Origin of the sequence: Corynebacterium sp. MC3 (genome assembly GCF_900099485.1) — a bacterium.
Taxonomy (GTDB): domain Bacteria; phylum Actinomycetota; class Actinomycetes; order Mycobacteriales; family Mycobacteriaceae; genus Corynebacterium; species Corynebacterium pseudogenitalium.
In genome coordinates this window covers 117717-138462 of record NZ_LT622812.1, presented here as the reverse complement: position 1 = coordinate 138462, position 20746 = coordinate 117717, and the positions used below count along the sequence as shown (strand labels likewise).

At 61.8% G+C, this 20746-nt stretch carries 15 protein-coding genes, 2 pseudogenes and 1 CRISPR repeat array; of the genes and pseudogenes, 5 read left to right on the top strand and 12 right to left on the bottom strand.

Annotated features, from left to right (window positions below):
* Nucleotides 1-333 precede the first annotated feature (333 nt).
* The 3 genes from BQ4436_RS02615 to BQ4436_RS02605 form a co-directional block, all read right to left on the bottom strand.
* Nucleotides 334-1428, bottom strand: coding sequence for an ABC transporter substrate-binding protein (locus BQ4436_RS02615; RefSeq protein ID WP_070975432.1), 1095 nt, complete (start codon nucleotides 1426-1428; stop codon nucleotides 334-336).
* Between the two features lie 347 nt (nucleotides 1429-1775).
* Entirely contained in the window at nucleotides 1776-2369 is a 594-nt protein-coding gene (locus tag BQ4436_RS02610; RefSeq protein WP_070975431.1) for an HtaA domain-containing protein, read from the bottom strand.
* A gap of 57 nt (nucleotides 2370-2426) precedes the next feature.
* A complete protein-coding gene (locus BQ4436_RS02605; protein ID WP_070975430.1) occupies nucleotides 2427-3566 on the bottom strand; it encodes an NAD(P)-dependent malic enzyme in 1140 nt (379 codons plus the stop codon).
* Nucleotides 3567-3730: 164 nt separating this feature from the next.
* On the opposite strand from BQ4436_RS02605, the gene BQ4436_RS02600 reads away from it, so the two are divergent.
* The 5 genes and pseudogenes from BQ4436_RS02600 (at nucleotide 3731) to BQ4436_RS12165 (ending at nucleotide 6545) form a co-directional block, all read left to right on the top strand.
* A complete protein-coding gene (locus tag BQ4436_RS02600) occupies nucleotides 3731-4714 on the top strand; it encodes a hypothetical protein (protein WP_070975429.1) in 984 nt (327 codons plus the stop codon).
* A gap of 129 nt (nucleotides 4715-4843) precedes the next feature.
* A complete protein-coding gene (locus BQ4436_RS02595) occupies nucleotides 4844-5278 on the top strand; it encodes a DUF2871 domain-containing protein (RefSeq protein ID WP_070975428.1) in 435 nt (144 codons plus the stop codon).
* A 2-nt stretch (nucleotides 5279-5280) separates the two neighbouring features.
* Nucleotides 5281-5748 (top strand): annotated as a pseudogene (locus BQ4436_RS11525) (MFS transporter); the annotation flags it as partial.
* A 105-nt stretch (nucleotides 5749-5853) separates the two neighbouring features.
* Nucleotides 5854-6181, top strand: a pseudogene (locus BQ4436_RS11520) (F0F1 ATP synthase subunit beta); the annotation flags it as partial.
* Between the two features lie 73 nt (nucleotides 6182-6254).
* Nucleotides 6255-6545, top strand: coding sequence for a hypothetical protein (locus BQ4436_RS12165; RefSeq protein WP_070975426.1), 291 nt, complete (start codon nucleotides 6255-6257; stop codon nucleotides 6543-6545).
* A gap of 152 nt (nucleotides 6546-6697) precedes the next feature.
* On the opposite strand, the gene BQ4436_RS02580 is transcribed toward BQ4436_RS12165, so the two are convergent.
* From BQ4436_RS02580 to BQ4436_RS02540, 9 genes are all read right to left on the bottom strand, one after another.
* Nucleotides 6698-7702: a hypothetical protein gene (locus BQ4436_RS02580; RefSeq protein ID WP_070361633.1), complete on the bottom strand. Its 1005-nt coding sequence runs from the start codon at nucleotides 7700-7702 to the stop codon at nucleotides 6698-6700.
* A 279-nt stretch (nucleotides 7703-7981) separates the two neighbouring features.
* A complete protein-coding gene (gene cas2e / locus BQ4436_RS02575) occupies nucleotides 7982-8338 on the bottom strand; it encodes a type I-E CRISPR-associated endoribonuclease Cas2e (protein WP_070361634.1) in 357 nt (118 codons plus the stop codon).
* Nucleotides 8335-9273, bottom strand: coding sequence for a type I-E CRISPR-associated endonuclease Cas1e (gene cas1e, locus BQ4436_RS02570; protein ID WP_070975425.1), 939 nt, complete (start codon nucleotides 9271-9273; stop codon nucleotides 8335-8337). Before cas1e ends, cas2e begins: the two co-directional genes overlap by 4 nt.
* A gap of 8 nt (nucleotides 9274-9281) precedes the next feature.
* The gene (gene cas6e, locus BQ4436_RS02565; RefSeq protein ID WP_070975424.1) at nucleotides 9282-9992 is read right to left on the bottom strand and encodes a type I-E CRISPR-associated protein Cas6/Cse3/CasE; all 711 of its coding nucleotides are present in this window, start codon (nucleotides 9990-9992) and stop codon (nucleotides 9282-9284) included.
* Nucleotides 9989-10711: a type I-E CRISPR-associated protein Cas5/CasD gene (cas5e, locus tag BQ4436_RS02560; protein WP_070975423.1), complete on the bottom strand. Its 723-nt coding sequence runs from the start codon at nucleotides 10709-10711 to the stop codon at nucleotides 9989-9991. Before cas5e ends, cas6e begins: the two co-directional genes overlap by 4 nt.
* Complete coding sequence (cas7e, locus tag BQ4436_RS02555) at nucleotides 10708-11838, bottom strand: type I-E CRISPR-associated protein Cas7/Cse4/CasC (protein ID WP_070975422.1); 1131 nt, start codon at nucleotides 11836-11838, stop codon at nucleotides 10708-10710. Before cas7e ends, cas5e begins: the two co-directional genes overlap by 4 nt.
* A gap of 24 nt (nucleotides 11839-11862) precedes the next feature.
* Nucleotides 11863-12492 carry a type I-E CRISPR-associated protein Cse2/CasB gene (gene casB, locus BQ4436_RS02550; protein ID WP_070361639.1) on the bottom strand — a complete coding sequence of 210 codons (630 nt, stop codon included), beginning with the start codon at nucleotides 12490-12492 and terminating at the stop codon, nucleotides 11863-11865.
* Complete coding sequence (gene casA / locus BQ4436_RS02545; protein ID WP_070975421.1) at nucleotides 12485-14188, bottom strand: type I-E CRISPR-associated protein Cse1/CasA; 1704 nt, start codon at nucleotides 14186-14188, stop codon at nucleotides 12485-12487. Before casA ends, casB begins: the two co-directional genes overlap by 8 nt.
* 58 nt (nucleotides 14189-14246) lie before the next feature.
* A complete protein-coding gene (locus BQ4436_RS02540; protein WP_070361641.1) occupies nucleotides 14247-17033 on the bottom strand; it encodes a CRISPR-associated helicase/endonuclease Cas3 in 2787 nt (928 codons plus the stop codon).
* Between the two features lie 274 nt (nucleotides 17034-17307).
* Nucleotides 17308-20692: a CRISPR direct-repeat array (repeat unit 28 nt; unit sequence GTCCTCCCCGCGCTCGCGGGGATGAGCC).
* Nucleotides 20693-20746: the final 54 nt, after the last annotated feature.

Below are 20746 nucleotides of genomic sequence, written 5' to 3'. Positions count from 1 at the left end.
CTACCATCTAGAATCACAAGCCCATACTCGCTATGTCGCGAGTCACACTCCCGCTACCCCCGTTACATCCTCCCCCCGTACGGGGCTGAACTGCGTGACGTGTCCCCGTTTTTCAAACTTTTTTCTATTTGGAATACCCCAAGGTCAGCGCGAAATTAAGAGAAAGTTAAGAAACCTTCGTTGTCCCCTGTCTTTAAAGTTTAGGCCGATTTTCTTACGGGTATTCCCCTTTTCGCAGCTGGTTCCGTATAGTCCCAAGTAGAGAAATTCGAAGCAGAGACCCGGCACCTAGAACACGAGGTGCCGGGTTTTTCTTTGCCTTCTTAGAATTTTTTAAGCCGCCGGTCCCTCGCCGTCCAGGATCCGCTGCGCGTCCTCGGTGCTCAGCTCGTAGTCGTAGAACGTCTTGTAGAACTGCTGCGTCTCAGCAACCAGGTCGACGTCCTCAAACTTCTCAGTGTGGAACAGCTTCGCGGCCCACAGCAGCTGCAGCGCCTCCTCCGCCGAGTAGCGGCCCCAGTTCGACGTCCCCACCGGGTTCTTCACCACGTTGCCCTGCTTCACCGCAGGCACGTTCGCCAGTGCAGGATCATTCACCAGCTTATCGACGCCCAGCTGCGCCTCCATACCGCCCACGATGATGAAGTCCGGAGCGGCGTCGACAATGTCTTGCGGGGTGACGGTCGTGACGTCCACAACCTCCTCGATCACATTGCGAGCCCCCGTCGCTGCAATCCACTCCCCCACCAGGGAGTCCGGCCCGTCCGCCTGCGTGACGTCCTCCCCGCCAACGATATGCAGCACCTTCGGCTTCTTCTCCCCCGGCATGCCGCCCAGGCGGTCCGCGACCATCTTCAGGTTGCGCTCCATGTAGGTCACGTACTCGGTCGCCTTCTGGTCGGCCTCCTCGGTGCCCAGCGCGTTCGCCGTAATGCGCACGGACTTCATCAGCTGCTCAAAGTCATCAAAGTCGACCCTCGCCGCCGGGATCCCCTGCGCACGTGCCGCCTCGACCTGTTCCTTCGAGGAGGTTAGGAGCATTTCTGGGTTGATTTCCTTCAGCTCTTCGACGTTGAGGCGCGTCCCGGAGGCCGGCGTCGGCAGTTCCGTGACGTGCGGGTAGATCTTCGTCAGCCATGGCAGCCGCTTCGCTTCCTCAGTGGTGGCCACCAGGGTGTCCCCGCCACCAAGCATCAGCACAAACTGATTATTGACGTCCCACGTGTCCGCCAACCGGGTCACCTGCTTCGGCACCCGCACGTCTGTGCCGTCGATGTCTGTGAGCAGGCGGGTCGTGTCCTCCTGGGTTGTTTGGGTCGTCTCCTCGGCTGTGTTTTCGGCTGAGTTTTCTGCTGAGTTTTCGGCGGTACACCCGGTGACCAGCAGTGTTGCGGTCAACAACGTTGCGGCTACGGCGTGGTGACGCATAGGAAAGGACTCCTTCTTAGGGGTTGCGATTACGCCAGCAGTGTACCCACCGACATCCCCATACCCGAACCCGCCCCTCCCCGCGCACCACATTCCCTCACGCAGTCTCAACGACCTGGGCTTTTGCCAACGTCGCTTCCCAAAATCCAGGAATTTGGTGCGGGAACCTCGAAAAGAAAAAGAGTGAACCCCCTGCGCTCTCGCACTCGAAAATGGGGGGGTGTTGAGTGCTCAACCGGACTCGGGGGGAATCCGTGGGCAGGAGGCTCGACATTTATTATAGCCAAATTTTCTCCCTTGTAAAGCCCGCGGGAAAAACTCGCTATGTATGCAGGTCAGAAGCTGTTTTAGAACGGCAGCTTCACAGGCAGGTCGAACGGCAGTAGGTCCTTGAGTGGCCCTGCCACGACGGCCACGATGGCACCGAGGGCGGCCAGTACGCCGAGGGCGATGCCTGCGGCCTTGAGTTTGTCCTCGGTGTCGATGTCGAGGCGGGAGCTCAGGTCGGCCTTGCCGAAGGTCAGGTTCAGGTCGGCCTTGGCGTCGGATGGAGTCTCGCCGGTTTTGAGGTCGAGTGGCGTGATGCCGACGCCGTAGGTGACAGGGCGGGCCTTGGCGGCAAAGTTGGGCTGCGATGGGTCGATGGCGTTGTCGAGCTGGAAGGTGCCCAGGACTACGTCGTTGTGTTCACGTTCGATGACCGTTCCGGATTCGATGTCGCCGGTGATGGTGGCGTTGGTGCCGGTGATGGTGATTTTGATGTCGTCGATGTCGACCTTGGGGGCGACGGGGCCGTGCAGTTTCAGTTCGCCGTCGAAGTGGAGGACGCCGTTGCCGTTGGCGTCGAGGCGGGTGTCGGCGACGTCGAGGGGGAAGGTGACCAGGTTGGCGTTCGGATCGAAGACGGCTTGGTCCTTGGCGTAGACGCCGGCATCGGTCACCAGGTTGGCGTTCTTGTTCAGTTCCTGCAGGAGGGACTGCTTGATTGGCCTGTTCTGTTACACGGCGTCTGCCACCGCCTTCGCGACGGCCGGTGCCACGAGGGGGTCGAGTGCTTGGGGGACGATGTTGTGGGCGGTGGGGGCGTCGATAAGTGAGGCGATGGCTTCGGAGGCGGCGAGCAGCATGGGGCGGGTGATGCGGGTGGCGCCGGCGTCGATGGCGCCGCGGAAGATGCCGGGGAACGCGAGGACGTTGTTGATCTGGTTGGGCATGTCCGAGCGCCCCGTTGCGACGACCCCTCCGTGCCTGCGCGCGACTTCCGGATCGATTTCCGGGGTGGGGTTGGCCAGCGAAAACAGGATCGGTGCCTCAGACATGAGGAGGACTTGCTCTTCGGTGATGTGGCCGCGCGAGAGGCCGATGAAGGTGTCGGCGTCGCGGAGGGCGTCGTCGACGGTGGTGTGGATGTTGCGGGGGTTGGTGCGCGCGGCGAGGGACTGTTTGATGGGGGTGAGGCCCGCGCGGTCGGCGTGGATGGGGCCTTGGGAGTCGAGGACGATGATGTCGCGGATGCCGGCGTGGAGAAGCATGTCGACGCACGCGATGCCCGCGGCCCCAGCGCCAGAGATGACAACGCGCAGGTCGGTGAGGGTGCGGTCGAGGACGCGTGCGGCGTTGCGCAGTGCCGCATAGATGACGACGGCGGTGCCGTGCTGGTCGTCGTGCATGACGGGGATGTTGAGGCGCTCGTCGAGGCGGCGTTCGATTTCGAAGCAGCGTGGTGCGGCGATGTCTTCGAGGTTGATGGCGGCGAAGGATGGCGCGATGCGGGCGACGGTGTCGACGATTTCGTCGACGTCGTGGGTGTCCAGGACGATCGGGAAGGAGTTCAGCCCGGCAAATTGTTGGAAGAGCTGGGCTTTTCCTTCCATGACGGGCAGGGATGCCTGGGGGCCGATGTCGCCGAGGCCGAGGACCGCGGTGCCGTCGGAGATAACTGCGACGGTGTTCCCCGCGCCCGTGTAGCGGCGCGCCTGGGCGGGGTCCTGCGCGATCGCCTCGCACACTTCCGCTACCCCCGGCGTGTAGCAGATGGCGAGATCCCGCATGGTGTTCACCTCCATCCGTGATTGGATGGAGAGCTTGCCGCCCTCGTGAGCTGCGAAGATTTCCTCGGTTGTTGGCTGTCCCTGCATGATTTCCCTTTCGTCATCCTAAAGATTGACCCCATAGTACAGCTGTGGTGCGCCCGGGTCTATGGGTTAACCCCGGTGTGTTTCACGTGAAACATGGGAAACGTGGCGGTGGACTAGACTAAGATGTCTTTAACTATGTTGTTTTTCACCCAAAAGGAGCGCAGGTGCGACGCGCAACTAAACTCGGAGCTGCAGCGCTAGCAGTAACGCTGGCGCTAGCGGGCGCCGCCGCTCCCAACGCTGCTGCGGACCTCAGCTCCGTGCGCTACACCGCCGGCGTCGTGGTGAACCAAGGCGACATTGTTGAGGTCGGTATCACGAAGTGCCAGGTTGGCTACGTCGATGCGGCGTCGAAAACGGTGTACGTCGCGCGCCACTGCTTCACCCAGAGCCCAGGAGAGGTCCTGTATAAGAACAGTCAAGCGGTGGGCTACAGCACTCGCGCCGGGCTTATCGACGCCCGCTTCAAAAACGACGACGTCATGGCCGTTAGGCTCTACGAGGATGTCATCGCAGGCCAGAACGTGTTTTCAGGCGATGCCGTCGTGGATTACGGCACCCTGGAGTCTGACATGAAGGTGTGCGCCAACTCGGTGAAGCAACGCAAGGTCGTCTGCGGGCATATCCAGGGCGCCGGCGACGGCGTAATTAAGGTCGAATCCGATGACACCCTCATTCAGGGCGACTCCGGCGGGCCCGCCTGGCTCGTCGATGACTCCGGCAACCCCCTCTCATTCGTTGGCGTGATCTCGCAGACCAGCACTACCGAAACTCCGCAGGGTAAGCCCTGGTACGAGTGGAAACTCACCTCCGTAACCGCGAAGTCCTGCCGTGCCAGCACGGAAGTTCCCTCCTACACGCGCACGCAGCCCGAGTCGTGCGGGATTCACGACGACGCCCCCGGTCTCCTCGCACCCGTCACCAGAATGCGCCCACCCGGCCAGCCCTGGATGAAGCGAGTAGCCACCGAGTTCGAGGTGTTGTCCTCGAAGATCAAGGCCGGGGAACCCCTGAGCCGTCAGCAGGAGGACATGGTCCTTGGGCTGACGCTGTCGATCGTGATCGGCATCGCAGGGCTGGTCCTCTACGCCGCGTACCTGCTGGGCGAGCCTATGATCGCGCAGTTCGTGGATGGGCTCAAGCGCTAACCCCGCTCAACCGTTCGGTTGACGCAATGTTCAACCTGCTGCGCGATTACTTTCTGCGTCCGCTCCAGCACCATTGATGGTGTCAATGATTTCCCGCCGGTGTCGGCGGTTGCAGAAGGAGTGTGCAAGGTGCAGAAGTTGTACAGGGCAGCAGTGTTGTACTTGGTGCTTGGATTGGGCGCGGGGTTGTTCTACCGCGAGTTCACCCGCGCGAATGATTTCCCGGAGGGCCAGTTCACACAGCTTGGGGTGACGCACACGCACTTGCTGGTGCTCGGGTTCGTCATGTCTCTGATTTTCTTGGTGTTGGAGAAGCTGTTCCGGGTTTCGCGTAGCGGCAAGCTGTTCACGTGGTTCTTCTGGGTGTACAACGTCGGCGTGCTCATGACCTCGGGCATGATGGTCTGGCACGGCATTCTCACGGTGCAGGGCAAGGAGTCCACGGCGATGATCGCGGGTATCGCGGGCTTGGGCCACATCGCGATCACGGTTGCGTTGGGCTTGTTCATGGCGGCGCTTGGTCGCGCGCTCAAGCCTGTTGAGCCAGAATCAGTAAGGCGCTAGTGATGAGCGAAGTAGAGGTCACCACGCCAACGCGTCGCGACTGGATCAGCCTCGCCGTCCTCTCGGTGGGACTCGGAGTCATCGTTCTCGACGGCACGATCGTTGGCGTGGCGTTGCCGTCGATAATTACTGACCTCGGCCTGGACCTCACCCAGGCACAGTGGGTGAACAGCCTGTACGCGGTGTTGCTCGCCGCGTTGTTGCTGTCCACGGGCAAGATTGCGGATTCGTGGGGCCGCAAGCGCGCCTTCCTCGCGGGCCTCGGGGTGTTCGTCGCGGGCAGCGTCCTCGCCGGCTTTTCGACGTCCGCCTCGACCCTCATTTCCGCCCGTGCAGTGCAAGCCGTCGGCGCGGCCCTCATCATGCCGTCAACCCTTTCGACGGTAAACGCGGTCTTCCGCGGGAAGTACCGCGCGGCCGCCTTCGGCGTGTGGGGCGCCGTGATCTCGGGCGCCGCCGCGGTCGGTCCCCCTGTCTCGTATACACATGTCTGTTACACGGCGTCTGCCACAGACTTCGCGACGGCCGGCGCCAAGAGGGGGACGAGGGCATGGGGGACGATGGTGTGGGCGNCGGCCCTTGTTTTCGGCCAGATGGATGAGCCGCCAGGGGTTCGTATGCGTGTCGCGCTGTCCGGCCTGACCATGGCGGAGTACTTCCGCGATGTTCAGAACCAGGACGTGCTCCTGTTCATCGATAACATCTTCCGTTTCACCCAGGCTGGTTCTGAGGTTTCGACCCTGCTGGGTCGTATGCCATCGGCCGTGGGCTACCAGCCAACGCTGGCAGACGAGATGGGTGTTCTCCAGGAACGCATTACCTCGACCAAGGGCCGTTCGATTACGTCGCTGCAGGCAGTTTATGTTCCGGCTGACGACTACACCGACCCGGCTCCGGCCAAGGCTCCGCCACCCAAAGCACCGTCCGCCAAGTCGGTTCGGCCCTGGGCACAGCGGTCTCCGGCTCCGTCTTCTCGATGGCCCTCGCCATCACCCTCCCCAAAACACTGACGGCCGCCGGCATCACCGGCCCCCTTGCCGACGCCACCTCCACCGCCACCCGCCAATCCGCCGGCTCCGCCATCACCCAACTCCGCATGGAAGGCGCAGCCAGCGCATTCGACGACCAAACCGCAGCCGTCGTGCAGGCCCTCAGCGAGGGCATGGCCGACGCCGCCCGCTGGTCCCTCCTCGCCGCCACCGCGTTCCTGGCCCTCGGGTTCGTCGGCGCGCTGCAGGTGCGGAGGGCGGCTGGGACCGGGGCGTAGGGCCCTGCCACGTCCCCAGCTCCGCCCCGCCTTGCCCCTCCGAAAAAGTTCCCGCGCCCGGGAACGATTTCGGCTTTCAGGCCCGTTCCCGTCGACCGGCACTCGTGTTTCCGCAGGTGGCGACGCATGTCCACGAAGAAAGTTCCCGTTATTCAAAATCCGTTGGGAACTTTTCTGGTCTGCACACGAACCCGGCCTTCCTGCATCAGCTCTTCGATCAAGGTGAGGCACTCAAACATTGTGGCTGCCGAGCACCGCGCCGGTGTCCAACCTTGCCGAATCATCTTTAAGGTGATGGAGGAGTCCTTATTCCGCTGTTGGTAATCGGAGTGATGTGCGCCGTCGTACATGACGGCAATCTTCAACTCGGGAATGGCAAGGTCAAACACTGTGACAAGCTGGTCACCGACCCTCAGCGGCACTTGTTCTTCGACCGTGCAGCCGTACCGGTTGGCCAGGGCGGCAACCAGCAGGCGCATTTCAGTTTCTTTTGGTGAGTCCGCCAATACGCTGCTGTGTCGTAGCACCTTGTGCAGCCATGTGGCGTCAATTTTGTGCCTAGCTGCCTTGGCGATGCTGCTGGGTGTGATGCCCCAAAAACGTCGCACACAGTCAACTAGTTGGATACCTCTGACCTCTTCGGGGGCCAGCCCCTCTACAGTGACGGTTCTCCACAGGTGCTCACCACGTTTGACCTGCACAAGTGCCTGTATTACGGCGGTGAGTGGTGTGACCGCTTGCAGTGATACACCTCGGTGGGTGACGGTCCATGTTGCAAGTGAGATCCGCGATCGGCGGATTGTCGGACGGCAGGCCCCGGCTACGCTGGTGTGGCCGGAGGTGGTCACCAGGGTGGTGTCAGCGCCTTCGACGAGATAGGGCAAGCCGTAGAGCGCGAGTGCCGAGAATCCGGCGATGATGCTGCCGGGTTGTTCTACCGCGTGTGCGATTGCACGGACTGCTGCCGGGGCGTGATACCTGACGTTTTTGGGGTGGTAGCGCGCATTGTTTTGGACTTGCCATGGTTGCAGGCAGTGTTCGTTTTGTAGGTAGCGACGCACGCTGACCTGCTGGTATGCATGGTTTGGTGTTCGCTGTTTTTGGTGGATCAGGGGCGTGTCGAGGTCGATGGTCATGCCGTTGTAGAGAGTGTTCATACCGTTTAGACGTAAAAACGGCGTGTTCGGCTCCCTCAGTGCTTATTATTTTTCGACGCCCCTAGCCTCGCCCGCCACCCGTCGCCCGCCGAGAAAGTTCCCAACGTTTTTTGAAACCGGGGACCTTTCTTCGTGGACAGTCGTCGCGAACTGGGGAAACGTAAGTGTTGGTCGACCGGAATCGGCCCAAACCCAAAATAGTTCCCGGACGCGGGAACTATTTCAGGCCTACCCTTTCGACCACCCAGGCATGTCAATCTCCCCGTCCGTGGCCACGACCTAAGACGAAGTCCGCCTGTCTCGCTCGTATGCGATGCGCTGCCGTCGTGCCTTGCTCCACCCGGTGCGCCGTTTTGGTGCTCGCGCGTTCTCGCGCATCATGAGCGTAATGCCGTCGAAGTCTGTCGGTTTCCAGGCGTGCCGGTGCTCGCGGAACTCCATGCCTTGCTCGTTATTTGAGCTGTAGACGAGCAGTGCCCTGCCGTCTTTGCAGAGCTCGATGGTGCGGTCCCAGAGTAGGTCTCGGATGCGAGCTGATGGGGTGCCCACGAAGACACCTGGGCTGAGTTCCATGAGCCACTTTGTCAGGTCGCCGCGCAGGCCCGCCGGGCATGCGGTGACGATGAGCACCATCATTGCAGTGCCTCTTCCTCTGCCCAGTTGACGCCTGCAGAGATGACTTCCAATTCGCTCCACAGCATCAGTTCGACATCGCTGTAGAGTTCTTCTTCGGGTACGTCCATGACGTATTGGAGGTCTTTGACCATGCGCTGCATCAGTCGCTTTTCGACGACAGCGTCGCGCACCTTCCGTCGCACCTCGATATGCGGTTTCCCTTTCGCTTCAGCTACTGCGTCGAACGCGGCGGGGATGGCGATCTCGGCTTTGTACAGGTCGGCGATGTCGTAGACGAACGCGCGGTCTGTTCCGGTGTGGACAACTCCGAGTGCGGGAACGAACCCAAGCCCGGCAATGACTGCGTGAGCAATGCCGTAGAGCGCTGCGCTTGCCGCAGTGAGCGCTTGGTTGATGGGTGTGCCGGAGTCGAAGTCGTGCGGGTCGTAGCTTCGTCGGTCCCAGTACACGCCGGTTCGTTCGGCTTCGGCGGCGTAGACACGTTTCATGCGGGAGCCTTCCCTGCCGCGCAGCTGCGCCATGGTGAGAGTGGACACGTCCTCTCCCGGGAATCTGAGGCTGTACATTTTCCGGGCGCAGTCAAGCCGTTTGCGCTGGTGCGTTACGACTTCCGCTTGGAGCAGCGCCATCCGCGATGACTTCGCGGGTGGGCGGCCGGAGGCGTAGTACCGGACACCGCGCTCGCCGACCCAAACTGTGCTGGTGCCTGCGTCGCCGAGGAGTGCCATCGCGGCGTAGGTGATCCGGGTTCCGGGGCCGAGCAGGAGCACCGCAAGTTGTGTCGCGGGGACGTGTGCGGTGCCGCGTTGGTCGGTGATCGTCAACGCGTTGCCGTCACGGTTGACCACGCACCGTTCCGCGTAAAGGAAGGACAGCCGATCACTCATTCGCGCGAGTGCACGGCGAGTGATCGGCAGTTCATGAGGCGTTGGCATCTCAGCACCTATTTGGTGGGATCGGCCAGCGTCAGGAGGCCACAACCGTAGCCGCGACCACGTCCGATGCCTTGGGTGAGGGTGCGTCGAAAAGCTTCGACGTCAGTGACTTCCAGGACTCCGGAAAAGCGGGCCTTGGCAATCCGGACGGGCCTGCCTTTGGTACCGTCGGCTTTCTTCCGGTGGAACACGTCGGTCCAGCTTTGGATGACTGTCGGTGCTTCAAACGCATCCCAGCGTGCGCGCTCTTCGTCGCTGACCTCGTCATCGAGTCCTGGTGCGAGCGCAAACCCATGCGCGAGTGACTTTTTACGCAGCCAAGCCAGCTGGTGACGCGGGGAAACGTGCGCCTTGACTTTGCCTCGTTTACCCTGCTGAAACTCGCTATACGTTGGGTTGGCGACAAGTTCGAACCGCCAGCGCTGCCCTTTCATGATGCTGTCGAGGAAGCGGTTGTAGTCGGCGATCTTCGCCGGCCGGGTATCCCACCCTGCCTGTTCCACGATGGAGTCAGCGGTCGGTTTTTCGGGCCCCACAATGTAGAGCACGTGGGTGTGCTCGTGGCTATCGACGCGCCACAGCACCCGGCCTGCAGTCTCATCGAGATCCGGCGGGAACGCACTGCGTACGGCGGCGTGCATCGCTTGGGAGTCGGTGAGCAGTCTCCTGCCTTGGCGTCGGGCAGGGTTAATGAGGATCCTTGTGAATGTATTGCTCATGCCTTGATCACCGTTTCGAAGAAGACGTCGCTGTCTACCAGCGATTCAGTTCCATCCGGATTATCGATAGCGACGTCCTCTACGCGTAGAACGTCACGCCACCCATAGCGTCGGTGCTGCGGGTCGAAGCTTATAGGCACGTCCTGTCGCCGGACTCCGCCTTGTTCTTCCTCGTCCGCGTCCCGATAGAGTGCCAAGTTGACGTGTTTTGGCGCTTCGCGCTTGTGTTGGGCTGTTGCGTACCATGTCGGATGCTCGCGCAGCGCAGTTTCCGCGTCGGTGTCGACGATGCCGATCACTAGCCCTGGGTGGACTGGGCATGACCTTCGGCCCATGAAGAGTGGGAATGCGGGAGCGCGTAGTGCTTCCGCGATGCCCTCTAGCAGTGCGCGGTCGTCCGATTCGACGGCTACTACGAACGCAGCGTCGCTGAGGAAGTATCGGGTGATGAGCTCCGCGGATGCGTTCGGGTCGGTAAGCCAGGGCTGGGCCGTCTGGTAGTCACGCAGTAGGCTGCCTGATTGGTCAACGCGCACTCCGAGCCGGAGGCGAGTGAGGTCTTCGACTGGGTCCGTTCGTCGACGCCCCTGCGCTGCAGCGATGAGGCCGATGATGCCCGATTTCGTCGGTGTGAGCGCAGTAGCACGTATTTTGTGCCGAGACTCATCACCCCATGACTGTAGGGGCCCTTTCAGTAGGAGGAGTAGGGAGGAACTCATGCGTCATCACCTAGTGCGGTGGCAACGTCGGCTGCGACGCGTTCGCCCAGCTCCTTCAGTGTTACGCGCTCTGCGAGGCCGTCGAATGGCGCGGCAATATCGCCGAGACCGAGGACGTACTGGCTGGTGGGGACGAAGCCGTAGGTGTCCTGAATTGCGCGTGCCTCGTCGGCAAGACGTGCTGCTGCTACGTGGCGGCGGTCGAGTTGCTCGGTTGCAGTCACCGCGTCTTCAAAAGCAGTGGCGAGGGAGACTGGGCGGGTATCGCGGACGGTGACGTAGACGAGCTCGGGGAGCGTCTGGTTGGCGAAGGTATTGATCTTGCCGGTTGGCATGGACGCGACGAATGCCTCGATGAACTGCTCAACAGCCTTAATCGTGGCGTCGGCGGACTCGAGGTTTTTCTTGAGCCCGTCGACGTTGATGGTGGCGTAGCGGTAGAGGCTGGAGGACATCATCTGTACGGTGCCGAGCATCCCTGCACCAGTTTCTTCGCCTTCTTCGGCAAGGTCGTCGACGGCGGTGTAGAAGTCGAATTCGGGCGCGGATGCGTGCACGCCGATGGCGTGCGCTACCTGGACTGCTGCGTCGACATTGAAGGATGCGTCGTCAGCAACCATTCGACCGAACATAGACATGTCCACGCTGTGGTTGGTATCCAAAATGGCAGTCGCTTCGGCCTTAGTGAACTTCTGACCGTCGCGCTCAGCAAGCTCGCGGACAGCGCGATCGATTTGCTGTGGGCTGAGGAAGATCAGGTAGGTGGTTTGTGGCCATGGGTTGTGTTCGGTGTCGTCGCCCTTCTTTGGCTTCTCTACGACGGTCTTGATCTTTACAGCGTTGAAGAGCTGCTCCGTGCGCTTGATGGCGTCTTCATCGGAGATGCCGGCAACTTTGGCGAGCTGCTTCGCGATCTTTTCTGGAAGGCGCTTGGAGCGGTCACCGATGGATTCTGGATCGAAGTGCTCGGCGAAGTACTTGCGGATTGCGCGCTTCCAGGACTGGGAGGAGACGCGCTGACGTGGGACGCCGCCGAACACGGCTGTCTTAGGGGCGCCGGTATCGTCGCGGTTGATGAGTGAAGGCGGGACTGTCTGAAGTGCGTGGATATCGATGATGAGAGACATGATTGTCCTTTCGAAAAGTAGAAGTTAGCGGATTGCGTTGTCGAGTTCTTGTGCTTCTGCCTGGGCAGAGGGCCGGAGTGTTCCGATGGCGAAGTCTCTACCCCACCGCAGCAAAACGCCGTCCCGGTACTTTGGGTTTTGGAGCGATCGGAGATCCCCGGCGAATTGCCCGTAATCAAACGGCAAGTCTTGCGAGCGAAGCAGGCTGACGAGTGAACGTAGATGGGTGATCCGTGATGGGAAATCCAGAGCAACCTGCATCGCGTCGAACCGCTGCTTTATTGAGTTGGACTCAGTTTTTCTGTAGAGCTGACCACATGCGAGTGCGAACGAATCTCCCTGCTTGTGCGCCGGTGTGCGTGCACTTTGCATGTGGACCCCGAACAGGGCGAGTGCGTAGAACGCTGCGTACTCGCTTGGGGAGGGCTTGTCAGACTTTCCCAGTTCTTGATCACTGAGTTCCGGTTGCAGCAGCATGAGCACGTCTTGGAGTGCGAGCGGGTTATGCTCCAATCCTATTGAGGCATATTTGCGCAGGTCGGCAAGCGATCCGCGGGCGCTAGCTCCTAGAGCGGTATGGGCTTGCTCTAGGTAGTGGTTCTGTAGCCGCGTCGCCGTTGCCCCTACTGCGGCGCGGAGGGTGGGTTTAGTCATGGTTTTCTCCCTGTTGTGATGTGCGGTCGGCGTTTCGCTGGGCAAGAAGCGGAAGGGCGTCGCGCAGCTTCCGAAGCAGCTGGTTATGGATGGATCCGGCGTTGATCACACGGCCTTTGCCGTCTTCAGTGCTATCGAGGCGGCCGATCATGGCTTTGGGTCCTGCTCCTCGGACGAGTTCCGCTGCAAGCTCGAGTGCGCTATCCCGGACGAGTTCCTGCCAGCGCACGCACTCGGAGGCTACGTCGTCGATGTTGAGATTCCGGAGCCACGTCATGAACTCGGGTTCGAGAAGGGCGTAGAGTCGGTCCACCGACTTGGTGCCGAAGCTGTACTCTCCGCCTGCCGCGACCGCGAGTTGTCCTTCAAACCAGCCGAGGCAAACCGCTGTATCGCGCACCGCCTGGGCGGCCGCGCGGACACGTTGCCGGTCGGTGGTGGAATACTCATTGTTCTGCAGCAGATAGAGGGGCAGCCCGATTTCGCCGCTGATCACGGTGCCGACAGAAGAACTCTGAGGGCCGTAAGCCATGGAGACAATGGCGATGTCGAGCAGTTCTTGCTCCCCGGTCACGTCGGCAATCTCCGCCAGATTTGCGAGTGTTGCGGGTTTGATCGGGGCCAGGTTCTTTCCGCCAAACCCGGCGTCATTTTCGCTGACAAGGAGTGCATCGATCGAGTTCCACACGGTGCGCTCTGAATCGTATGGCTTCGGGTAGTACGCGGTGAGGTCTTTCTTACTCTGATTCGGGCTGTACCGGTATGGCGTCATCGGGTCGCCGAAAACATTCTTTCCTGCGTCTGGGATGCGGTCACCATTGCAGACGAGCACTCTGGTGACGCGGTCTCCCTCTGGGAAGAGCCGGATGCGTCGGGTTTGCCAGGTTGCCAAGTCAGCAGGGCCGTTCGGCATCACGCCTTCCTTGGGCGCACTGGGGTCGAACAATCGCTGGTTAGCGGTATCGGGGTCGCGTTCCCAGGCCGGTAAATCTCCGGTGGCCGTCGGGTCTACTGCTTCCTTTACCGTATTGAGCACCAGTGTTTCTTGCAGTGTGTCGCCGCGTACGACCGTTCCGCCGGTCATGCCAGCCCACCCGGTCCCGATCGGGTAGCCTTTGCCACCTGAGGCGCGCGGGTCATCTGCAGCGCCAGATTTGATACCGGAGTAATCGTAGGCGTGCTGGTGGATCAGCCACCTGGCTGCCTCCGGGAACGAAATGGAGGCGCGCCCTGCGCCGGTGCGCATGGTGAAGAAATCTGCTTCGGCGTCTGGGAGAATCCGCGAGATGGGTGAGTTTGAATTCTTGCTGGTATGCAGGTTTGCGACCTGCATGAACGGCACTTCATCGTCGATCAGATTGAAGCGGTGTTCGTATTCTTTCAGATAAGCAAGAACGATGTCATCGCGCTGGTGCTGTCTCGCCTGGTTGCGCTGTTCCTGGAACCACGACTCCCAGCGGAAACCTCGGCTTCGTCGGCCGGTGGGTACTGAACTCTTGAGGTGATGGTGGTGCGCTCGCCAGTAAATGGCAAGCAGCACTCGGAGCACCGCGTAGTCCTGTGTCGGTGAGTCGCCAACGACGCTGAGTGGCTGCTCGGTGCCGTCGAAAATTTGCTGCAAGCTGAGGACTTTGTCGCCGTCAGTCGTTGTGGTGCAGATCCACGGTTCATGTACGAGGTTGAATGTCACGTTCATCACTCCTTTCTCTCATTGTTGTGCGTATGACTACAGCGTAGCGGTGGAGGGGACACCACTACTCACCCCTTTCGAACGAGACTTCGATTCCGAGCTCGCTGCTGTAGCGAACGAGGAATCGGCCGATCCTTGTTTCGCCGTCCTCGTCGAGGGGAAGTGCGAGTTGGCCGTTGAGTAGGTAGTGCTTACTCCAGGTGACAGGGGTATTTTCCTCGAGCGCATCCATGACGATGTTGAAGTCGCTCTCGTATCGCGTCAGGCGCGCCGGGAGTCGCACAGTGCTTGATGCGAGTTGGAATGCCGTCTGATAGTCAGGCTCGGCGTCGGCAAGTACTTCCTTATCGACGCCCCATAGCCGGTACCCGTAGTCAGTCTCGATGATGGGTATCACTTCGACAGTGGGCTCCGCGTCGCGAACCTGCGCGGCGCCGGCTTCTTCCCTGTCCAGGTTCAGCACGGCCTTACTGTCCTTGAAGAATTCATTGAGTCGAGTCGAGCAGAACGGGGATGGAGTCCGGAAAGACTTCGAGCGTTCTCGCGCGTTATGCTGCCTTAGTTGGCTTACTCCAGCGGCTTCATCCCAGATTTGCTGCATCTCGTCGGGCACTACGGTCGTGTCCAGGTCATATGTTGACTGGACGAGTTCTTCGATGTCGTCTGGCCGATGGAACGTCGTGGGCAGATGGAGCAGGGTGGAAAGAAGAATCTGGGGGTCATAAATAGCCTTCGCACCACCGTCGAATTCAGGAGTCGGCAGGGGCGAGAGCACGCCGCGAATAAAGATCTTCGGATCCTGTAGTTGAGGTGGACGGTCATCAACCGGGCGGCTGTGACGCTGTAGTCGGCCAGCGCGTTGTACTGCCAGGTCCATCGGCGCGATGTCGGTGATCAGTACGTCGGCGTCGATATCCAGACTCTGCTCGGCGACCTGGGTTGCAACAACAACTTTGCGGTATGGGCGACCTGCGCCGCGCCGCGCGTGCGGGCCGAGTTGTTCCCGGAGCTCGTCTTCCTTTTGGGATCGTTCCCAGGCGATGAAGCCGGCATGGTGCAGTTCGATGTCATCCGCGTACTGGGTTTTGAGCTCCCGGTACGCATCTTGGGCGCGGGCAATGGTGTTGCAGATGATAAGGGCGCAGCCGCCGTCGATAAGCAGGTTGTCGAGCGTGCCTCGAAGAGTGTCGAGTGAGTCGTCGATGTGCTCGATGGTGGCCACCATGTTGGTTGGATTTGGGGGTGGCGTGATGTACGTCGTCGCAGACTCATCGGCGACCGTAATCAGCGGGTAGCCGTGTGGTGCTTCCTCGGGAGCCACCCCGGTGTACGCTTCGACGAGCGAGGCCCGTCGCTGGGCTGGCAGCGTCGCAGACATCATAATGACGCTCGCGCCGTAGTACGCAAGCCACTCAAGTGTGGTTTCGAGGTATTCGGAAGTGTAGGCGTCATAGGCATGAACCTCGTCGAAAATGATGACCTTTCCTGCTAGCGCGGCGTGACGCAGCATCGAAAAGCGTTGCATGAGCGACATCATTAAGACTTGGTCAATAGTGCCAACGACAATATTGGAGAGGAGGCCGCGACGTCTCCCCCGCATCCAGCTGCTCGCGATCACATCACCGCGGTTCGACGTTTCGTCTTCGGCGATTCCGCGCGGCAGACTCATTGCTGCCCGTGACAGCTGGTTTTTGGAGTGCGCGAGGTACAGCGACGTGACAGCGCCAACGCCTGAGGTGTTGCGCGCCCAGTCGATGGTTCGCTCCAGTAGCCCGTTCGCAGTGGCCATAGTGGGGGCCGCAAAGTAGATGCCCTGTGCGCCAGTCTGATCAGCGATGATGTGTGCTGCGGCAAGCGCCGCCTCAGTCTTACCGACGCCAGTCTCCGCCTCAAGGATAAACAGCGTGGGCCGGGTTGCGCGCCGGGCAGCTTCAGCGAGTGCGCGTTGCACGTTGCGCGCATTGAAGTGTTGGGGCCAGGCAAATGATGCTCGATACAGCTCGTCGATGTCGCTGATCGGTTTAGCTGGGTGCCATGGAGCCGTGAGGTCGGTCTGCGCCATCCCCGACCGCAGCCTCTCGACCTGTCCTTTATCGACGACCATCGGAAACGCCTCAGCATTCGACGCTATCCAGTCCGCAATGACCACCAAGCCAGTCAGGAACTGCGCAACCCCTGCCTCGGGGTCCTCGATCTTTCCGATTTTGTCTAGGACCGGTTGCGCGTGCAGCGTCGTCGTCATTGCGCTCACAATTTCGTCTTGAACGCCTAGCCATGCCGCTGGGTACTCCTCGAGGACAGCCTCAATAGCCGACTTCTCGTCGCCTGTCGACGCCACTCCGTGGTGAGCGTCCCCTATCGACCCAACCCATGTAGCCATCGTTCGCGGCATGCCTTGTGCTTCCAGCCAGCGCCTCAGGATGACTCCCGAACTCCTGCCGTGCGGCATCTTCGGAAGTTCATCTTTTTCGAGGTCAAGGCCAGTATCGACAATGGAATTGATGATATGCTCGTACCCGGCTCGATCTTGAAGCTGGGTCTGGAAAGCACGCGTAATTTTTCCCACGTCGTGGGTGCCAGCGAGCCAAATATAAAAAGTGCGGAGCTCCTCGACGGTGATGCCTAGATGCCCCGCGATCTCGCGTTTGATGTTATCGGCGACCCACACATCGAACACCGCAGCTGCGGAACATGCTGCATCTACGAGATGCTGGGGGACTGAAAGATGACCAGTGTCATCGCCGGACTTAGCCCAAAGTGACTGCGCCTGCGGGGAGCGCTGCGAAACCCACTTTTCGAACAGCTGAGCTGTCTCGAGCGTGCTTTCTGGCAGTTCGTGTCCGGGCCTCATGTTTAAATCCTTTTGTCGATGTTGCTTCAAGTTATAACAGTCTTTTCACATCGGTGCAACCCGTAACCCAAATGTACAAGTTAATTACAATGCCGAATGTCGTGTTTGGACGTTGTTTCCAGCGGTATTAGATTTGAAATTAGCCCCGCGGAAGCAGGGATGAGCCCTTGTAAATTTGGGGCTGATAATAATCCCCGCGTTTGCGGGGCTATGTTTCGAGAGCAAGTCGTATGTAGAATGCGGTACAGGCTCCAAAACTTGCAGCTCAGCAAGTGTCCTCCCCGCGCTCGCGGGGATGAGCCGGGGCCGTTGACAAAACAGCGTCAACGAACCGCGTCCTCCCCGCGCTCGCGGGGATGAGCCCGGCAACGCCGTAGGCGTAGCTGAACCAGTGGAGTCCTCCCCGCGCTCGCGGGGATGAGCCCTCACACCACTTACAGAAAGGTCTACTCATGTTGTCCTCCCCGCGCTCGCGGGGATGAGCCCCCTGGCTTTTGTGTCGCCAACGCAGGTGGGAGGTCCTCCCCGCGCTCGCGGGGATGAGCCGGCTACGAGCCAAGCGCTCGGTAAAGGGTAGGAGTCCTCCCCGCGCTCGCGGGGATGAGCCCAATGTCACGCTTATTCGAGGTGGTCATTACCAGTCCTCCCCGCGCTCGCGGGGATGAGCCCCAATCAGCTCCAAGTGCGCGTGAGGTGCTTGAGTCCTCCCCGCGCTCGCGGGGATGAGCCCGCGAGACGCGAAAAAGCCTGCGCAATCACTGAGTCCTCCCCGCGCTCGCGGGGATGAGCCCAGCGGTGAGCTCGCCTGCGACCAAGGTGCCGTCGTCCTCCCCGCGCTCGCGGGGATGAGCCCGACACCGAGTTCATCCAGGCGTTCTTCGAGGCGTCCTCCCCGCGCTCGCGGGGATGAGCCCGTGGCGCAGGCCGGTGGTTGGATGATCGAGCAGTCCTCCCCGCGCTCGCGGGGATGAGCCCTTCGGGACCTCAGCGGCGCCGTCGGTTGTGCTGTCCTCCCCGCGCTCGCGGGGATGAGCCCGACATCCGGATGCCGTCGTCGGTTTCCTCGATGTCCTCCCCGCGCTCGCGGGGATGAGCCATTATCGCCGACGCCGCGAAAGCCGCCGCCGGGGTCCTCCCCGCGCTCGCGGGGATGAGCCCAAGTGTGTGGCGCTTTGATAGCTACCCTCGCAGTCCTCCCCGCGCTCGCGGGGATGAGCCCGTGAACGTTAAGTTCGTCCCCGCTATAGGCACGTCCTCCCCGCGCTCGCGGGGATGAGCCCCGTGGCGAGTTCGTGGTGAATGAGGGGGCTACAGTCCTCCCCGCGCTCGCGGGGATGAGCCCAAACCGGGCAGCCTACAAGCGTTTGCGCACCGGTCCTCCCCGCGCTCGCGGGGATGAGCCCTGCAGGAGCTAGAGACCCTCGCCACCCGATGTGTCCTCCCCGCGCTCGCGGGGATGAGCCCACCGAATCCAGCATGGCCGGCATGTCCTCGGCGTCCTCCCCGCGCTCGCGGGGATGAGCCCGGCGTTGTCCGCCTTGTGCGTAATGACACCGCGTCCTCCCCGCGCTCGCGGGGATGAGCCGCCATTGTGCAGGCCCAAAGATCCGGCGACCTAGTCCTCCCCGCGCTCGCGGGGATGAGCCTACAGCTATCTGCAAAGCACTTAAAGCGGGGGCGTCCTCCCCGCGCTCGCGGGGATGAGCCTACAGCTATCTGCAAAGCACTTAAAGCGGGGGCGTCCTCCCCGCGCTCGCGGGGATGAGCCCTTGCGTTCGTAGTCTTTTATCCATGTCGCTTCGTCCTCCCCGCGCTCGCGGGGATGAGCCCCCGGCTTCGATTCCGCCGAACGGCAGGAAACCGTCCTCCCCGCGCTCGCGGGGATGAGCCCATCTCCTGGTGCAGCTCCTCGACCTTGCGGTCGTCCTCCCCGCGCTCGCGGGGATGAGCCGTCGTCGAACGTCTCAAATTTTGCGACGCGATCGTCCTCCCCGCGCTCGCGGGGATGAGCCCCACCCGCGCCCACTCACCCAACCAACACAAAAGTCCTCCCCGCGCTCGCGGGGATGAGCCCTCCGTGAGCGCCTGCTCGCGCATCGACGAGAGGTCCTCCCCGCGCTCGCGGGGATGAGCCCTTAGGGCGTGGCAGCGGTTTCGGGCGCGTACCGTCCTCCCCGCGCTCGCGGGGATGAGCCCGCGACCTTGACGTGTGGTGGAGCAAGCTGCCAGTCCTCCCCGCGCTCGCGGGGATGAGCCGTAGGTGTCAGTCCAGTCGAGGCCCATCACCATGTCCTCCCCGCGCTCGCGGGGATGAGCCCGGCACTGACTCCACCCCGCAAATGCGGACCGCGTCCTCCCCGCGCTCGCGGGGATGAGCCTGCGAAACTGTCACTCAATTACCCCACCAGGTCGTCCTCCCCGCGCTCGCGGGGATGAGCCCGTCGCAGCCAGCTTCGTGGCCTTGTCAATCGCGTCCTCCCCGCGCTCGCGGGGATGAGCCCGGTGACAACATTCATTGCTCGCATGGTGGCTAGTCCTCCCCGCGCTCGCGGGGATGAGCCCCCCAACAGCAGCAGGCGAGCGGGTGGGCCGTCGTCCTCCCCGCGCTCGCGGGGAGGAGCCCACATGGAGGAAGCATGAAACCACACCCAGAAAGTCATCCCCGCGCTCGCGGGGATGAGCCCCACCCTGCTCGATATACACCCCACGATGAGAAGTCCTCCCCGCGCTCGCGGGGATGAGCCGGATTCACGCAATGAAAGTGCGTGCTGAGCACGGTCCTCCCCGCGCTCGCGGGGATGAGCCGGCCTACACCCTCGAGGAGGCTATCGCTGACCCGTCCTCCCCGCGCTCGCGGGGATGAGCCCGCCAGCGCAACGGCAACGTTTTCATTTCATGAGTCCTCCCCGCGCTCGCGGGGATGAGCCCAAAACAGTGTCCCTGTGGCTTAATGCAGAGCGGTCCTCCCCGCGCTCGCGGGGATGAGCCCAAAACAGTGTCCCTGTGGCTTAATGCAGAGCGGTCCTCCCCGCGCTCGCGGGGATGAGCCCGCGTCCAGTTCTGCGTCAGCCCCGGCCTTTTTGTCCTCCCCGCGCTCGCGGGGATGAGCCCTAATTGACAACAGCAACTAAAGCGTCTGCCAAGTCCTCCCCGCGCTCGCGGGGATGAGCCCAATAACTACGCGCCGGGTTCGGGTGATACGAAGTCCTCCCCGCGCTCGCGGGGATGAGCCGTTGTGCGGTTCCACCGTCGCGAAATTCGCTTTGTCCTCCCCGCGCTCGCGGGGATGAGCCGCGTCGTGCAGCTCTGAACACATGGATTGACCAGTCCTCCCCGCGCCTGCGGGGATGAGCCGGCGGCGTTTCCTGGCCGGTATGCCGAAAAGATGTCCTCCCCGCGCTCGCGGGGATGAGCCCGTCACCGGAATTGACGCATACCCAACAGCAGAGTCCTCCCCGCGCCTGCGGGGATGAGCCCATCAACCCCGCCCCGAACTGGTACCAGGTGCGGTCCTCCCCGCGCCTGCGGGGATGAGCCGCCCTCGCCGGTATCGAGTGGGCGGGCCCAAATATCCTCCCCGCGCCTGCGGGGATGAGCCTCTGGTCTGATGGGCGGTAGGGCTTAAGTTTCCGTCCTCCCCGCGCCTGCGGGGATGAGCCCAGCACGGTTTGGATCGGGATGCCTGGCGTGCCGTGCACCCCGAGCGGGTGGGG

Excerpts from the sequence above, each read along its gene's own strand:
- BQ4436_RS02615 (WP_070975432.1), bottom strand. The coding sequence starts at position 1,428 with ATGCGTCACCACGCCGTAGCCGCAACGTTGTTGACCGCAACACTGCTG.
- BQ4436_RS02605 (WP_070975430.1), bottom strand. The coding sequence starts at position 3,566 with ATGCAGGGACAGCCAACAACCGAGGAAATCTTCGCAGCTCACGAGGGC.
- BQ4436_RS12165 (WP_070975426.1), top strand. The coding sequence starts at position 6,255 with ATGGCCCTCGCCATCACCCTCCCCAAAACACTGACGGCCGCCGGCATC.
- BQ4436_RS02580 (WP_070361633.1), bottom strand. The coding sequence starts at position 7,702 with ATGAACACTCTCTACAACGGCATGACCATCGACCTCGACACGCCCCTG.
- cas2e (WP_070361634.1), bottom strand. The coding sequence starts at position 8,338 with ATGATGGTGCTCATCGTCACCGCATGCCCGGCGGGCCTGCGCGGCGAC.
- cas1e (WP_070975425.1), bottom strand. The coding sequence starts at position 9,273 with ATGCCAACGCCTCATGAACTGCCGATCACTCGCCGTGCACTCGCGCGA.
- cas6e (WP_070975424.1), bottom strand. The coding sequence starts at position 9,992 with ATGAGCAATACATTCACAAGGATCCTCATTAACCCTGCCCGACGCCAA.
- cas5e (WP_070975423.1), bottom strand. The coding sequence starts at position 10,711 with ATGAGTTCCTCCCTACTCCTCCTACTGAAAGGGCCCCTACAGTCATGG.
- cas7e (WP_070975422.1), bottom strand. The coding sequence starts at position 11,838 with ATGTCTCTCATCATCGATATCCACGCACTTCAGACAGTCCCGCCTTCA.
- casB (WP_070361639.1), bottom strand. The coding sequence starts at position 12,492 with ATGACTAAACCCACCCTCCGCGCCGCAGTAGGGGCAACGGCGACGCGG.
- casA (WP_070975421.1), bottom strand. The coding sequence starts at position 14,188 with ATGAACGTGACATTCAACCTCGTACATGAACCGTGGATCTGCACCACA.
- BQ4436_RS02540 (WP_070361641.1), bottom strand. The coding sequence starts at position 17,033 with ATGAGGCCCGGACACGAACTGCCAGAAAGCACGCTCGAGACAGCTCAG.